This is a genomic window from Flavobacterium sp. (genome assembly GCF_036515215.1).
GTDB lineage: Bacteria > Bacteroidota > Bacteroidia > Flavobacteriales > Flavobacteriaceae > Flavobacterium.
Genome location: NZ_DATBVQ010000157.1, coordinates 1 through 13,913, shown reverse-complemented (window position 1 = coordinate 13,913; position 13,913 = coordinate 1). Strand labels below are relative to the sequence as shown.

The window sequence follows — 13,913 nt, the reverse complement described above, 5'->3', positions numbered from 1 at the left end:
TTTAGATAGTCTAAACCGTTTGTTTTCAAATACTTAATTTTAGTAGCGAGGACGGGAGTTGAACCCGTGACCTCAGGGTTATGAATCCTGCGCTCTAACCGACTGAGCTACCTCGCCAAATGTTCCGAGAATTAGCATCCCTGAACGCGGGTGCAAATATAAAAATTATATTACAGTGTGCAAGCTAATTTGAAATAAAAAAAAAATATTTTATAAAACGAATTTTATAGGATTATATTCTATATATTCGGAAAAAAAAATAAATGTAGCTCATGGATCAAAAAGTACGTTACGAAATAGAGTTTCCCATCAATTCATCTCCCCAATTGTTATATCAGTACATTTCAACGCCGTCAGGTTTGTCGGAATGGTTTGCTGATAACGTTAATTCTCGTGGTGAATTTTTTACTTTTATTTGGAATGATTCAGAGGAAAAAGCAAGACTTGCCTCTAAGAAATCAGGTGAAAAAGTAAAGTTCAAATGGGTGGACGGTGCAGGCAAGGACACCGAGTATTTTTTCGAACTGCATATTTTGGTGGATGAGCTGACAAAAGATGTTTCTTTAATGGTAGTTGATTTTGCGGACGAGGATGAGGTTGATGAAGCTTCATTATTGTGGGAAAACCAAATATCAGACCTCAAACATCTAATTGGATCCGTATAGTAAAATTGTATTTTATAACTTACCTTTGCCCTGAACAAAATTCAGGGCTTTTTTATGATTAATTTTAATGGGACTATAGTATCTGAGGATACTAATGTATTGACGCAGAATCGTGCTTTTTTATATGGCGATGCCGTTTTTGAGACGGTTAAAATTGTAAATTCTAAAATCCTGTTTTTAGAAGATCACTATTTCAGATTAATGGCATCGATGCGTGTTGTTAGAATGGAAATTCCAATGAATTTCACCATGGAATATTTTGAAGAACAATTACTCTCTTTGGTAATTGATACTGCATTTTCAGGTTCGTCCCGAGCCAGAATTACTGTTTTTAGAAACGATGGAGGGTATTATTTGCCGCAAACCAACACGGTTTCTTTTTTGGTTCATGTTGTGGGCTTGGATAATGCCTTATATTCATTCGTAGAAAAGCAATATGAAGTGGACTTGTTTAAGGATTTTTATATTACCAAGCAATTACTGTCTTCAATAAAAACTACGAATAGAATGTTGAATATCACAGCAAGTATTTTTGCAAGTGAAAACGGATTAGATAATTGTTTGTTGTTAAACGACAGTAAGAATGTCGTTGAGGCCATTCAGGGGAATATTTTCATGCTGATGGGCAACAAATTGATTACCCCACCAGTATCAGAAGGCTGTTTAAATGGCGTTATGAGAAAGCAAATTTTGGAAATAGCCCAAAAGATAGAATCTATAGAAGTTGTTGAAGAAATAATTTCACCGTTTGACCTTCAGAAAGCAGATGAGTTGTTTGTCACAAACGTGGTTAAGGGAATCCAGCCAATCACCAAGTACAGGAAAAAGGTCTTCGACATAGTAGTATCAAAAGCTTTATTGGAAAAATTAAATGCTGTCGTCAGCGGTATTTAATTTAAATACGGATTTTCAGGGGCATTGGACCAGATAAGATATTCTCCTCCCAATTCAATGATTTGTTCCTTCCAAAAATGGGTGCTTGATTTGGCGATGATTTTATTTTTATAGCTATTGGGGGCAATAATCCATGAATTCTCATTCATTTCGGACTCTAATTGCTTTTCGTCCCAGCCCGTGTACCCCAGGAAAAATCGGATATTCCCCTTATTTATTTTTCCGCTATTGATAAGCTCTTTTGTGCTTTCAAAATCGCCTCCCCAATATATTCCATTTGAAATTTCGATGCTGTTTGGGATCAATTCGGGAATGTTGTGAATGAAATAGAGGTTGTCCTGTTCAACGGGGCCTCCGTTAAATATTTTGAATCTTGCATTGACCTCAGGAATCAAGTCGTGAATAGTATATTTTAATGGTTTATTTATGATAAAACCAACCGATCCCTCCTGATCATGGTCAGCCAATAAAATCACAGATCTGTTAAACGATAGATCTCCAATTATAGAAGGCTCTGCTATAAGTAGTTGTCCCTTTATTAATTTTTCTGAAATCATAATGCTGCTTTTTCTATTAAATTTAAGGATAAAATTAAAATATAACCAAATTAAATCGTTTAAATGTATAAAAAAACCTTCCATCAGGAAGGTTTTTATTATAATAGGTTTTAAAACTTACAATTAGTTTACTGCACCTTCTAATTCAGCACCAGCCTTGAATTTTACGACATTTTTAGCCGCGATTTGAATTGTTTTTCCTGTTTGAGGATTTCTACCGTCTCTGGCAGCTCTAGCTGAAACTGACCATGATCCAAAACCTACTAGAGATACTCTACCGCCTTTTTTCAAAGTACCACTTACGTTTCCTAAAAATGACTCTAAAGCTAATTTTGCAGCCGCTTTTGTGATTCCTGCATCAGCAGCGATAGCATCGATTAATTCTGATTTGTTCATAATAATAGTTATTAATTGTTGGTTAAAAATAATTGTTAATACACAAATTTAGCAGGAAATCCCTTCCTTGCAAGCGTTTTCTTCTATTTTACCCTGTTTTGTTGATAACTTATTTTTTTTGTTCATAAAACAGGGGTTATTTCTGATGAATTGTGCAAATACCCCGTTTTTAGGGGTCTTAAAACGCTTTTGCTGTTCCAGAAAAAGAGATTCCGTTTAAGAATTCTGATGTTTTCATCTTCTTCTTGCCAGGGAATTGTAAACTTAAAATTTGGATGTACCCATTTTCGACTGCAATTTTCATCTCCTTTTTTGTGCAAATGATGCTGCCGATCGCAAGGGCATGGTCCTCCATAATCATTTGCGCCTCGTAAATCTTCACATTCCACTCTTCATCTTTGTCGGAAAAGAAACACCAAGCGGCCGGATAGGGGCTCAAGCCTCGTATCAGATTGTGAATTTCCGATGCCGATTTAGTCCAGTCGATTTTGCAATTTTCCTTATTTAACTTGTATGCCGTCTTTATTCCGTCAGATTCTGTTTGAACGGTAGTGGTTACATTCCCCTTTTCGATTAATTCTAAGGTGTCAATCACTGCCTTGCTGCCGAGATGCATCAGCCTGTCGTGCAACTGTCCAGCATTTTCAGTTGGGTCAATTGCTGTTTCTGCACTCAGGATTATGGCTCCCGTATCAATTTTGTCATCGATGAAAAAAGTCGTAACGCCAGTTTTGGTTTCGCCATTGATAATTGCCCAATTTATGGGTGCTGCGCCACGATAATTGGGCAGCAGCGAAGCATGTAGATTAAAGGTTCCCAGTTTTGGCATTTCCCAAACCACTTTTGGCAACATTCTAAAAGCGACCACTATTTGTAAATTTGCATTTAGTGCTTTTAGTTCTTCCAGGAATGATTCTTCCTTCAGGTTAGAGGGTTGCAACAGATTTAAGTTGTTGTTCAAGGCATACTCCTTAACGGCTGAATATTTTATTTTTTGACCTCTTCCCGCTGGTTTGTCGGCAGCCGTAATGACCCCAACAACCTCATAGTTGTTTTTAATGATGGTGTCCAGAATCCCAACCGAAAATTCGGGTGTGCCCATAAATACAATTCGTAATTTTTCCATTATCGTTTTAAGGTATATTTATTGTTCGATTTCACTATTATACTTTCATTCTCTAATAGTTGTTGTAAGGCAAAGATAACGTCATCGGCGGTATTCTTCGTCCTGTTTTGGATCTCTCTTGAATTTAATTCCTCCATTTTTAATAAGCCAATTATTTTCTTCGAAATTTCGGACAGATCAGTTGTCGTGCCCTTTTTGGTAATGCAATAGGAACAAATGCCACAATGCTCATTTGTTTTTTCTCCAAAATAATTTAATATCAATTTACTCTTACAAACTTTTTGTTCGGCAATATAATCTAAAACTGATTTTAGCTTTTCTTTTTTTAATTGATTTTGATTTTCCAGATATTTTGAAACTCTGCTGATGGTTCTTTCGTCCTCTCGAATTTCGTTTAAAATCACGGAAGTGTCGTTGTTTTTGGAATGATATTCTATTATTTGTTTTTCTTTTAGTTTATTCAATACGGTTTCTACTTGACTTTCAGTATGATTGGATTTTTTTGCAATTAACGGTAAATTGAAAGCGGTTTCCATATCGTAAATGCCAGGATAGGTTCTAAGTATCGCCAAAATGATTTCTTCATCGTTTGGGTTCAAACTCATATAGCGCATCACTTCTTTTGAGGGTATTATGAATTGCAATGTGATTTTTTCGGAAAACTGTTGGGACAAAGTGATGATTCCTTGTCTATCCAAAAATTGCATCGCATTGTATGTTTTCAGAACCGGAAACTTGTATTTCAGGCAAAAGTGGTTCAAATTGAAAGCGAACTTCTCGTCAATGCCTTCTCCGTAGGCAATTTGGAAATAATTGCATAATCGGACGAACATTTCATTTAAGAATTTTTTATCGGGTAGCACATGGATAAACTGACTTTCAGTTTGGATGATATCGGAAGGGCTAGTTAATAATACGGCAAACGCTTTTTCACCATTTCTTCCGCAGCGCCCGGCTTCCTGGTAATAATTCTCTAAATTTTCAGGGAGCTGAATGTGGATCACCGTCTTTACATCTGCCTTGTCAATCCCCATTCCGAAAGCATTTGTGGCAACAATAACCTGTACTTGATCCTGCATCCAAGCTTGCATGTTTTTGTCTTTTTCTTTGGAAGTTAGCCCGCCATGGTAATAAGTGGATTTAAATCCTAACGATTGCAATTGGGAGGAGATTTCTATGCATGATTTACGGTTTCTCACATAGATGATAGAGGAGTTACGGTTTTTTCTTAAGATCTGTTCTATTCGAAAGAGTTTGTCTTCTGCCTCAAAAACCATGTAAGCAATATTTTTACGGGCAAAGGATTTTTCGAAAATCTGAGGTTTATTTAAACCCAATTCATTAATGATGTCCTCTTTTACCTTTGGGGTGGCCGTGGCGGTCAAAGCTAAAAAAGGGACTTTCGGGAAATAGGTCTTTAAATTGGAAATCTTTAAATAAGCCGGACGGAAATCATGTCCCCATTGCGAAACGCAATGCGCCTCGTCAATGGCTATTAAATTTATGGGGAGATTTTTTATCCTTTCCATAATCCAATCTGACTGCAGGCGTTCTGGAGACAAGTATAGGAACTTATAATTTCCGAACTGACAGTTGTCCAACAGGTCTATCATCTCATCAGATCGTATCCCGCCCGTCAGTGCGATTGCTTTTATATTTCGTTGCTGCAAATTGTCAACCTGATCTTTCATTAGCGCTACCAAAGGCGAAATGACTAGGCAGATTCCTTCGTTCATCATCGCCGGAATCTGAAAACAGACTGATTTCCCGCCCCCGGTTGGCATCAAAGCAAAACTGTCCTGACCGCTTAAAACGGAATCAATGATTTCATTTTGCAGCGATCGAAAGGAGTCGTGTTTCCAATATTTTTTCAGAATTTGTAGTGCTTCAGACATCGATTTTGAATTGCAAATTTCGAATCCCATTGGCTAATTCCCAATTATCTGGAAATTTCGTCTAATATAAAAAGAATTCTGTTATCAACGGTGTCTTTCGGCACTTCGATAAGATTATAGCCGTAACCTTGATACGTTTCAATAAGGTGATTTTGAATCAATTTTGCCTGTTCGTAATTTTCATAACGGGCTTCGTCGCTGATGTAAATTTCTTCCCAAGGCGGAAGAATGAAAATTTTAGAATAAATGTGTTCTCGACAAATGGCGTCAAATGAAGCGGGGTAACTGTCGCCAATATAATGCATATAGGCCAAGACATCGGGAATTCCCCTGTCAATGAAAACGACATCATGGGGCTCATTTTGAGCATTTTTGAACTGTTTTTTTCTTCCCTCCAAGAGTAGTTCGCTGAAAAGTAAAGGTTTTTCAAGAAATAATTGTTCAATTCCTTGTTTTTTGGCCTCTAAAGTTACCTCCCTAGAAATTTCAGGATAACAACAAAACCCTTTTGCTATCAATCCGTCGATTATGGTACTCTTACCTGTTCCCGGTCCGCCGATAATTATTATGATTTCTTTCTGCACTTTTTGGAAATAAGGCGCAAACTTACTCAAACTAATTGGGATTTGGAAAAATGATTGTCATTAAAATGATCGTTTCGAACAAAAAATAATAATCCATAATTCATAATTTGCATTTGAAACCGTATATTTGCTATTATTTTTAAATATAAAATGGATAAGAATACCGAAGAATTTTATGCCCGATTAAAAGTGGAGTTGGACATGAGCAATACTTGGCCAGCTTTGTACCTGTTTAAATTTATTGTGCCATCTGAAAGTGATAATGTGATTCGTGTGGAATTGGCTTTTGATTGTATGGGTGCCATTATCAAAACAACAAAATCTAAAACAGGGAAGTTTACTAGTATATCAGTAGACGTTCAGGTCAAGGACTCTCAAGAAATTATTGACAAATACCTGGAAGTCTCTACTATTAAGGGTATTATTTCACTATAAAATATGGGATGGGTTATTTAACGATAAAGCAAAGTGTAGTACTGTTGCTTTTTCTGCAGGCCTATGCCATTGGATAAAAAATTAAATTCACCATGAATTCAAAATACAAAAAGGAAATCGCGAACGACGTCGTTCACCATTTGGAATATAATGCGGAAAGATCGCATTTGATTATTCCGGAATATGGACGCCATCTACAAAAGCTGATCGAGCAGGCAACTGCCATTGAGGATGCCGAAGAGCGAAATAAAGCAGCAAAATACATCATTCAAGTAATGGGAAGTTTGAATCCCCATTTGCGTGACGTTCCTGATTTTCAACACAAATTGTGGGATCAGCTTTTTATCATGTCCGATTTTAGATTGGAGGTTGATTCGCCATACCCGATTCCATCTCGCGAAGTGCTGCAGCTGAAGCCTGATGTGTTAAAATACCCTCAAAATTTCCCTAAGTACAGGTATTATGGCAATAACATAAAATACATGATTGATGTGGCCAATAAATGGGAAGATGGGGACATGAAAAATGCGTTGGTTAAAGTAATTGCAAACCACATGAAAAAGTCCTATTTGAGCTGGAACAAGGACACCGTGAAAGACGACGTAATCTTCGAGCATCTTTATGAATTGTCGGATGGAAAGTTGAACATGCTACAGAGCACCGAAGAACTTCTCACTACAACAGATTTGTTGCGCACCAATAAGCGAATATCCAATAAAATTGCGCCTGCCGGACAACCAAAGATTCAAAGCAATAAAAATCTTAAAACTGCTAAATCAAAGCCCTTTCAAAAAAACAATAACAATCAGAAATAGACTTACCGGGCGTCATTCTTTCAGGATAAAGGCAAATCGCCTTGCGAAATCTCGCGGACTTCAGGTTTAATCATCTTTATAACTTAATAAAATCATATGGGAATTTTCAAAATAGAAGGAGGCATTCGTCTAAAGGGAGAAATCACTCCGCAAGGGGCGAAAAACGAAGCATTACAAATTTTGTGTGCTGTTCTTTTGACATCTGAAAAAGTAACAATCAACAATATTCCTGATATTATTGATATCAATAAACTACTCACGCTGTTAGAAAACTTGGGGGTGAAAATTCAAAAAAACGGACCCGGTTCTTACAGTTTTCAAGCTGATGACGTAAATGTTGGTTATCTGGAAACCGAAGCATTCAAAAAAGAAGGGGGCTCATTGCGAGGCTCTATTATGATTGTTGGACCACTTTTGGCCCGTTTCGGAAAAGGATATATTCCAAAACCGGGCGGGGATAAAATAGGACGTAGAAGATTAGATACGCATTTTGAAGGGTTTATCAATTTAGGAGCGAAATTTCGTTATAATAGAGAAGATCATTTTTATGGTGTTGAGGCGCCAAAAGGCTTGAAGGGAGCGGACATGCTGCTCGACGAAGCTTCCGTAACCGGAACGGCTAATATTGTAATGGCTGCGGTTTTGGCAAAAGGGATTACTACAGTTTATAATGCTGCTTGTGAACCTTATTTACAGCAACTTTGTAAAATGCTAAACTCCATGGGGGCTAAGATAACAGGTGTTGGTTCAAATCTACTGACCATTGAAGGAGTTGAAAGTTTGGGTGGATGTGAGCACAGAATTCTGCCTGACATGATTGAGATTGGTAGCTGGATCGGCCTGGCTGCGATGACCAAAAGCGAGATTACAATCAAAAATGTAAGTTGGGATAACTTGGGTGTAATTCCGAGTACATTTAGAAAATTAGGAATCACTTTGGAGCGCAAAGGTGATGATATATATATTCCATCTCACGAAAATGGATATGAAATCAAAACGGACATTGATGGTTCCATTCTTACCGTCGCAGATGCTCCTTGGCCAGGGTTTACCCCTGATTTGTTGAGTATCGTTTTGGTCGTGGCAACCCAAGCAAAAGGCGATGTGTTGATACACCAAAAAATGTTTGAAAGCCGTTTGTTCTTCGTGGATAAATTGATAGATATGGGAGCGAAGATAATGTTGTGTGACCCGCATAGAGCTGTGGTTATGGGACATGATTTTCAATCGCAATTGAAAGCTACCACTATGTCTTCACCGGATATCCGTGCCGGTATATCTTTATTGATTGCCGCGCTTTCCGCAAAAGGGAGCAGTATCATTCAAAACATCGAACAAATAGACCGCGGTTACGAAAGAATCGATGAACGCCTAAGAGCAATCGGGGCGAACATCGTTCGAGTAGAATAAATTAAATAAGTCACACTTGTAAATCGTTTAAATAAATCTTTTAGCATTCTTCAAAGAGATTTTTTTAAACGATTTTTTTAATTTTAATACGACATGTCACACGAAAAGAAAGCGATAAATGCGACTTATTTTAGTATTGTAGGAAATAGCTGTTTGGCCATTGTTAAAGGTTTTGCTGGGTTTTTCGGTAATTCTTACGCGTTGATTGCCGATGCCATCGAGTCCACCACGGACATATTCGCCTCGTTTCTAGTTTTGTTTGGAATCAAGTATTCAAGTAAGCCGGCAGACAAAAATCACCCCTATGGACACGGTCGTGCCGAACCGTTAATCACTTTTCTTGTTGTAGGTTTTTTGATCACTTCAGCTACTATAATCGCTTATGAAAGCATCATGAATATTCGTACTCCGCATGAATTGCCTAAAACTTGGACCCTTTTTGTTCTCGGGGCAATAATTATTTGGAAGGAGTATTCCTTTCGCTTGGTGATGAGAAGAAGTATAGAGACAAACAGTTCGTCATTAAGGGCGGATGCATGGCACCATAGGTCCGATGCAATCACCTCCGTCGCCGCATTTATAGGGATTTCGATTGCTTTGATTTTGGGAAAAGGATATGAGTCTGCAGATGATTGGGCCGCCCTTTTCGCCTCTGGATTCATTCTGTACAACAGTTATTTGATTTTCAGACCAGCTCTTGGGGAAATCATGGACGAGCATTTGAATGATGACTTAATTGAGGAAATAAGAAAGGTCTCCAGTCAGGTAGAAGGGATTAAGGATACTGAAAAATGTTTCATCCGCAAGGCAGGAATGAAATATCATGTGGATCTTCATGCTATTGTTGACGCTGATATATCGGTAAAGGAAGGACATGATTTGGCCCATAAATTAAAAGATACTTTACGGACACAGATCCCGGAGCTAGGCCATGTTTTGATACATGTGGAGCCCGATACGTATAGTTGATTTCGTCAATTGGATATAAAAAGCGACTGCGATTTCTAAGGATCACAGTCGCTTTTTTGCGTTTTGCAAAACATTTATTTTAAAAACGATACAATTGCCAACTCATAGCTTTTTAGCCCAAACCCCAGAATAACGCCTTTTGCATTTCCCGAAATGTAGGACTGATGTCTGAAACTTTCACGCGAAAAAGTATTTGAAATGTGAACTTCCACGACTGGGGTGATTATTGCTTTGATCGCATCACCGATTCCAATGGAGGTATGAGTGTATGCTCCCGCGTTTAGGATTATACCGTCAAACGAAAAACCAAATTCCTGGATTTTATCAATCAACTCGCCTTCAATATTGCTTTGAAAATATATGAATTCAATCGCAGGAAATTTTACCTGTAAATCATTAAAGAATTCTTCAAAAGTTTCTTTTCCGTATACTTCAGGTTCACGTTTCCCTAAAAGATTCAAGTTTGGACCGTTGATAATTCCAATTTTCATAATTCCTATTTTGGTAAAAATAAAAAAACCGTTCCAATTAAGGAACGGTTTTGGTGAAAATTGTTTTTATTTTCTTTAGAAAGTAAATCCGGCAGAAACCTGAAGTGCCGAGTTCTTAACTTCAGCATCTTTCGAAGCTTCCGTAAGTCCCAAAACGTAGCGACCCTGCAAGAAGAAGTTTTTTGTAATATTAAATCCAAGACCTCCCACAGCCGCAAATTCAAAAGTTTCGGCATTTTTATAATCAAAATCATTTCTTTCGCTTAATAAAAAGGAAGCCTGTGGTCCAAGATCAAGACTGACTGTTTTATTTAAATGAATTTTAGCCAAAACCGGAATCGATAAATAACCCAATTCGTTTTTGAATTCCTCAAAAGCATTTTTGTATGTGGCCCCTTGCGTTGAGTACAATAGCTCCGGTTGGACTGAAAAACCGTCCGTTAGTTTAACTTCCGCAACCAGTCCGGCATGATAGCTTGTTATCGCATCTGTGTCATAATTGGTGCTGTTTACTGTAATGTTAGTACCGTTTTGGTTTGCGTAATTTACCCCGGCCTTGATACCGAATTTAACTAATTGTGCTTGAGAAGCGTTTGACATGGCAAATAATGCGATGGCAGCTAAGATTGTTTTTTTCATAAAATTGTTTTTAAATTTATTTTGGAAATCATGTGCAATTTATAACTCGTTAAATTTATAATTATTGTTTTTATTTTTTCATTTAAAACTGCACACCCTTTTGGTTTTCTTGTTTGTTCAAATACTGCGCCATAAATATGATTATTCCTATTTTATGCTGTAAATCGTCTTAAATATAGTTGTTGTTTTAAATTTATTGTGGATTGTTTTCAATGGACAAAAAGTAAGATCGCTGTAATACAGATGGTTATAATTGATGCTGATATATAATTCGGCAATTGGGTTATTTATCAGAATATCTATCTTATTTGAAAAAATATAACTAAGACCTATTAAAATTTTCGATTTTATCATTTAGGATTTTGAAAATCAAACCTTACATTTTGCCAATGTCACTATGTATTTAAACGTAAAATACTGGTATTCAACGAGTAATTACTTTTATTTAACTGGTTTAGAATATCATTCTCTAAATTTGGTCTTAGAAATTTTAAATAATCAACTCATGAAAAAAATTACTTTATTATTAGTAGCGGTTTTTACAATAGGTTTTGTAAACGCTCAAGACAAAAAAGACATGTCTTTCGGAATAAAAGGAGGTTTAAATGTTACCTCCCTTACTAATGTAGCTGAAGACGGGGCTGACTCAAATCCTTTAGTGGGATTTCACGTAGGTTTATTTGGTGAATTTATGATCGGCGATAAATTCGCCATCCAGCCTGAAGTAGTATACTCAACACAGGGAGTTGAAATCGAATTTGAAGGGGAAAAAGGAGATGTGAAGTTAGACTACATTAATATTCCAATTTTGGCTAAATATTATTTAGACAATGCTTTCAGTCTTGAGTTAGGCCCGCAAATTGGCTTTCTAGTGAATGCTGATGCCAAATCAGGTGGAGTCACTGTCGATATTAAGGATGAAATTAAATCTGTAGATGTGAGTTTAGGCTTTGGTGCCAGTTATAATTTTGCTGAAAATTTTATGTTGGGAGCACGATATAATTTGGGATTGACTCGAGTACAAGAAGATTTATTTCCGGGCGAGCCTGAATCCAAAAATTCTGTTTTTCAATTATCTGTTGGATACAAATTTTAATATTTTAAATAGCAAGCTCTCAAAACCTTTCCATAGCAAGAAAGGTTTTTTTAAAAGAAATAAATTCTTGTTAATATTGTGTTAATTTAGTTAAAAATGAAAATATCACTATTTTTAGTGAGAGAAGGTCGCTTAACATGTTTTTTGTCAGTCTATTGTAGGTTGGTTTTTATTCATGGTTTTTATAATTTTTAGATTTTAAATTTCGGTTTTAAAGATTAATTTAGTAAGATAAGTATTAATTTTGGACCTTAAATTTTAATAATTAAAGAACATGAAAAAAATTATTTTTACAGCTGCGGCTGTTTTTGCATTCGCGTTTACAAACGCTCAAGATGTTAAATTCGGTCTAAAAGGTGGATTGAATCTTTCAACCTGGACTGGCGATACAGAAGGTGCGGATTTGAAATCTAGAGTTGGGTTTAATGCAGGAGGTTTTGCATTAATAAAATTATCTGAGAAAGTATCTTTGCAACCTGAAGTTGTATACTCTACACAAGGAACTAAAATTGATAATTTTACAGCAAATGTTGGTGGAACTGATTATACTGGTGATATTAATTTTAATTTGTCTTATATCAATGTTCCAGTGATGTTTAAATACTATGTGGCTGAAAAGTTTAATCTTGGAGCTGGACCGCAAGTCGGGTTTTTAACAAGTGCGGAGTCAGTTACTAAATTAAATGGATATAGTCAAACAGATACCCAAGACGTAAAAGATAGTTTTGAGACGGTTGACTTTGGATTAAATTTTGGAGCAGGTTATGATTTCGACGCACATTTTTCTGCTGATATTAGATATAACGCAGGATTGTCTAATATAGCTAAAACAGAACCGGGTGATGATACTAAAATGCACAACAGCGTTCTGTCATTATCATTAGGGTATAAATTCTAATATTTTTAGAATCAAAATTCTAAGCCTCTCAATTTCGGGAGGTTTTTTTATGCCCAAAAATACCGTTACTTTGTACGTATGAATTGGGATTCCTATATCAAGAGCTATCAGTCTTATTTGAAAATCGAACGCGGTCTGTCTAAGAATACTGTCGAAAATTATTCTTTTGATATTCAGCGTTTGTGTCTTTTTTTGACTTCAAATGAAATTGAAGTTTCACCTATTCAAATTAATGATGAAACACTACAGCAGTTTATATATTCAGTCTCGGTGCAGGTTAATGCACGTTCGCAGGCTAGAATAATATCAGGACTTAAAAGTTTTTTTGGCTATCTAATATTTGAAGATTATCGTGTCGACAATCCCTTAGAGCTCATAGAAACGCCCAAAACAGGTAGAAAATTGCCGGATGTGTTGTCAGTTGATGAAATTGACGGTCTCATCTCCGCCATAGATTTGACCTCGAATGAGGGCGAACGTAATCGCGCCATGCTTGAAACATTGTACGGTTGCGGACTTCGTGTTTCGGAATTAGTATCAGTAAAAATTTCTGATTTGTATTTTGATGAAGGATTTATCAAAGTAACCGGGAAAGGCAATAAAGATCGGTTTGTGCCTATCGGGAAAACGGCGCAGAAATATATTCATATTTATAAGGACAGCATTAGAGTTCATTTGAATATAAAGAAAGAGTTTGGAGATACTTTGTTTCTGAACAGGAGAGGGAGCCAACTCACAAGAGCCATGATTTTCACCATCATAAAAGATTTGGCGGTCAAGATAGAATTGAACAAGAAAATAAGCCCACATACTTTTAGGCATTCTTTTGCCACACATCTTCTGGAAAACGGTGCCGATTTGCGTTCCATTCAATTAATGCTTGGACATGAATCAATAACCACTACCGAGATTTACTTGCATCTGGACCGAAAATTTTTAGCTGAAGTGATTAATAATTTCCATCCCAGAAAGAGTGTTCAGTAATCATTTGTGGACATATTTTTTTTCGAATTAAATATATAGATCATAAAAAAAAAAGGCTT

16 protein-coding genes and 1 tRNA gene are annotated in these 13,913 nt (G+C 36.6%); 9 read left to right on the top strand and 8 right to left on the bottom strand.

Annotation, left to right across the window (positions count from 1 at the left end; genetic code table 11):
- Positions 1 to 43: 43 nt before the first annotated feature.
- Positions 44 to 117: transfer RNA gene (locus VIH09_RS10655), tRNA-Met, on the bottom strand.
- Between the two features lie 155 nt (positions 118 to 272).
- Between VIH09_RS10655 and VIH09_RS10650 the strand changes: the two genes are divergently transcribed.
- Both VIH09_RS10650 and VIH09_RS10645 read left to right on the top strand, forming a co-directional pair.
- Positions 273 to 665: an START-like domain-containing protein gene (locus tag VIH09_RS10650; RefSeq protein ID WP_331580761.1), complete on the top strand. Its 393-nt coding sequence runs from the start codon at positions 273 to 275 to the stop codon at positions 663 to 665.
- 54 nt (positions 666 to 719) lie between these two features.
- A complete protein-coding gene (locus VIH09_RS10645) occupies positions 720 to 1,559 on the top strand; it encodes an aminotransferase class IV (protein ID WP_331580759.1) in 840 nt (279 codons plus the stop codon).
- Here VIH09_RS10645 and VIH09_RS10640 read toward each other — a convergent pair.
- The 5 genes from VIH09_RS10640 to VIH09_RS10620 all read right to left on the bottom strand — a co-directional run bounded on the left by VIH09_RS10640 (position 1,556) and on the right by VIH09_RS10620 (position 6,147).
- The gene (locus VIH09_RS10640; RefSeq protein ID WP_331580757.1) at positions 1,556 to 2,116 is read right to left on the bottom strand and encodes a YqgE/AlgH family protein; all 561 of its coding nucleotides are present in this window, start codon (positions 2,114 to 2,116) and stop codon (positions 1,556 to 1,558) included. The two genes, VIH09_RS10645 and VIH09_RS10640, sit on opposite strands and share 4 nt — an antisense overlap.
- 123 nt (positions 2,117 to 2,239) lie before the next feature.
- Positions 2,240 to 2,512 (bottom strand): HU family DNA-binding protein, encoded by a 273-nt coding sequence (locus VIH09_RS10635; RefSeq protein WP_007136308.1) that lies wholly within the window; start codon positions 2,510 to 2,512, stop codon positions 2,240 to 2,242.
- A 178-nt stretch (positions 2,513 to 2,690) separates the two neighbouring features.
- Positions 2,691 to 3,638 (bottom strand): methionyl-tRNA formyltransferase, encoded by a 948-nt coding sequence (fmt, locus tag VIH09_RS10630; RefSeq protein WP_331580754.1) that lies wholly within the window; start codon positions 3,636 to 3,638, stop codon positions 2,691 to 2,693.
- Positions 3,638 to 5,533, bottom strand: coding sequence for an ATP-dependent DNA helicase RecQ (locus tag VIH09_RS10625; RefSeq protein WP_331580751.1), 1,896 nt, complete (start codon positions 5,531 to 5,533; stop codon positions 3,638 to 3,640). Before VIH09_RS10625 ends, fmt begins: the two co-directional genes overlap by 1 nt.
- A 44-nt stretch (positions 5,534 to 5,577) precedes the next feature.
- Entirely contained in the window at positions 5,578 to 6,147 is a 570-nt protein-coding gene (locus VIH09_RS10620) for an ATP-binding protein (RefSeq protein ID WP_331580749.1), read from the bottom strand.
- 120 nt (positions 6,148 to 6,267) lie between these two features.
- Here VIH09_RS10620 and VIH09_RS10615 point away from each other — a divergent pair, with 120 nt between their 5' ends.
- The 4 genes from VIH09_RS10615 to VIH09_RS10600 all read left to right on the top strand — a co-directional run bounded on the left by VIH09_RS10615 (position 6,268) and on the right by VIH09_RS10600 (position 9,746).
- The gene (locus tag VIH09_RS10615) at positions 6,268 to 6,552 is read left to right on the top strand and encodes a DUF493 family protein (RefSeq protein WP_331580747.1); all 285 of its coding nucleotides are present in this window, start codon (positions 6,268 to 6,270) and stop codon (positions 6,550 to 6,552) included.
- A gap of 92 nt (positions 6,553 to 6,644) precedes the next feature.
- Complete coding sequence (locus tag VIH09_RS10610; RefSeq protein ID WP_331580745.1) at positions 6,645 to 7,367, top strand: DUF4290 domain-containing protein; 723 nt, start codon at positions 6,645 to 6,647, stop codon at positions 7,365 to 7,367.
- 96 nt (positions 7,368 to 7,463) lie between these two features.
- Positions 7,464 to 8,777, top strand: coding sequence for a UDP-N-acetylglucosamine 1-carboxyvinyltransferase (murA, locus tag VIH09_RS10605; RefSeq protein WP_331580743.1), 1,314 nt, complete (start codon positions 7,464 to 7,466; stop codon positions 8,775 to 8,777).
- Positions 8,778 to 8,870: 93 nt separating this feature from the next.
- A complete protein-coding gene (locus VIH09_RS10600; RefSeq protein WP_331580741.1) occupies positions 8,871 to 9,746 on the top strand; it encodes a cation diffusion facilitator family transporter in 876 nt (291 codons plus the stop codon).
- A 74-nt stretch (positions 9,747 to 9,820) separates the two neighbouring features.
- On the opposite strand, the gene VIH09_RS10595 is transcribed toward VIH09_RS10600, so the two are convergent.
- Both VIH09_RS10595 and VIH09_RS10590 read right to left on the bottom strand, forming a co-directional pair.
- On the bottom strand, positions 9,821 to 10,237 hold the full coding sequence (locus VIH09_RS10595) for a type II 3-dehydroquinate dehydratase (RefSeq protein ID WP_331580739.1): 417 nt from the start codon (positions 10,235 to 10,237) through the stop codon (positions 9,821 to 9,823).
- Between the two features lie 75 nt (positions 10,238 to 10,312).
- The gene (locus VIH09_RS10590; RefSeq protein WP_331580737.1) at positions 10,313 to 10,876 is read right to left on the bottom strand and encodes a porin family protein; all 564 of its coding nucleotides are present in this window, start codon (positions 10,874 to 10,876) and stop codon (positions 10,313 to 10,315) included.
- A 505-nt stretch (positions 10,877 to 11,381) separates the two neighbouring features.
- On the opposite strand from VIH09_RS10590, the gene VIH09_RS10585 reads away from it, so the two are divergent.
- From VIH09_RS10585 to xerD, 3 genes are all read left to right on the top strand, one after another.
- Positions 11,382 to 11,972 (top strand): porin family protein, encoded by a 591-nt coding sequence (locus tag VIH09_RS10585; RefSeq protein WP_331580735.1) that lies wholly within the window; start codon positions 11,382 to 11,384, stop codon positions 11,970 to 11,972.
- Between the two features lie 274 nt (positions 11,973 to 12,246).
- On the top strand, positions 12,247 to 12,870 hold the full coding sequence (locus tag VIH09_RS10580; RefSeq protein ID WP_331580733.1) for a porin family protein: 624 nt from the start codon (positions 12,247 to 12,249) through the stop codon (positions 12,868 to 12,870).
- A gap of 78 nt (positions 12,871 to 12,948) precedes the next feature.
- The gene (gene xerD / locus VIH09_RS10575) at positions 12,949 to 13,854 is read left to right on the top strand and encodes a site-specific tyrosine recombinase XerD (RefSeq protein ID WP_331580731.1); all 906 of its coding nucleotides are present in this window, start codon (positions 12,949 to 12,951) and stop codon (positions 13,852 to 13,854) included.
- Positions 13,855 to 13,913 lie beyond the last annotated feature (59 nt).

Excerpts from the sequence above, each read along its gene's own strand:
- VIH09_RS10650 (WP_331580761.1), top strand. The coding sequence starts at position 273 with ATGGATCAAAAAGTACGTTACGAAATAGAGTTTCCCATCAATTCATCT.
- VIH09_RS10645 (WP_331580759.1), top strand. The coding sequence starts at position 720 with ATGATTAATTTTAATGGGACTATAGTATCTGAGGATACTAATGTATTG.
- VIH09_RS10640 (WP_331580757.1), bottom strand. The coding sequence starts at position 2,116 with ATGATTTCAGAAAAATTAATAAAGGGACAACTACTTATAGCAGAGCCT.
- VIH09_RS10635 (WP_007136308.1), bottom strand. The coding sequence starts at position 2,512 with ATGAACAAATCAGAATTAATCGATGCTATCGCTGCTGATGCAGGAATC.
- fmt (WP_331580754.1), bottom strand. The coding sequence starts at position 3,638 with ATGGAAAAATTACGAATTGTATTTATGGGCACACCCGAATTTTCGGTT.
- VIH09_RS10625 (WP_331580751.1), bottom strand. The coding sequence starts at position 5,533 with ATGTCTGAAGCACTACAAATTCTGAAAAAATATTGGAAACACGACTCC.
- VIH09_RS10615 (WP_331580747.1), top strand. The coding sequence starts at position 6,268 with ATGGATAAGAATACCGAAGAATTTTATGCCCGATTAAAAGTGGAGTTG.
- VIH09_RS10610 (WP_331580745.1), top strand. The coding sequence starts at position 6,645 with ATGAATTCAAAATACAAAAAGGAAATCGCGAACGACGTCGTTCACCAT.
- murA (WP_331580743.1), top strand. The coding sequence starts at position 7,464 with ATGGGAATTTTCAAAATAGAAGGAGGCATTCGTCTAAAGGGAGAAATC.
- VIH09_RS10600 (WP_331580741.1), top strand. The coding sequence starts at position 8,871 with ATGTCACACGAAAAGAAAGCGATAAATGCGACTTATTTTAGTATTGTA.
- VIH09_RS10595 (WP_331580739.1), bottom strand. The coding sequence starts at position 10,237 with ATGAAAATTGGAATTATCAACGGTCCAAACTTGAATCTTTTAGGGAAA.
- VIH09_RS10590 (WP_331580737.1), bottom strand. The coding sequence starts at position 10,876 with ATGAAAAAAACAATCTTAGCTGCCATCGCATTATTTGCCATGTCAAAC.
- VIH09_RS10585 (WP_331580735.1), top strand. The coding sequence starts at position 11,382 with ATGAAAAAAATTACTTTATTATTAGTAGCGGTTTTTACAATAGGTTTT.
- VIH09_RS10580 (WP_331580733.1), top strand. The coding sequence starts at position 12,247 with ATGAAAAAAATTATTTTTACAGCTGCGGCTGTTTTTGCATTCGCGTTT.
- xerD (WP_331580731.1), top strand. The coding sequence starts at position 12,949 with ATGAATTGGGATTCCTATATCAAGAGCTATCAGTCTTATTTGAAAATC.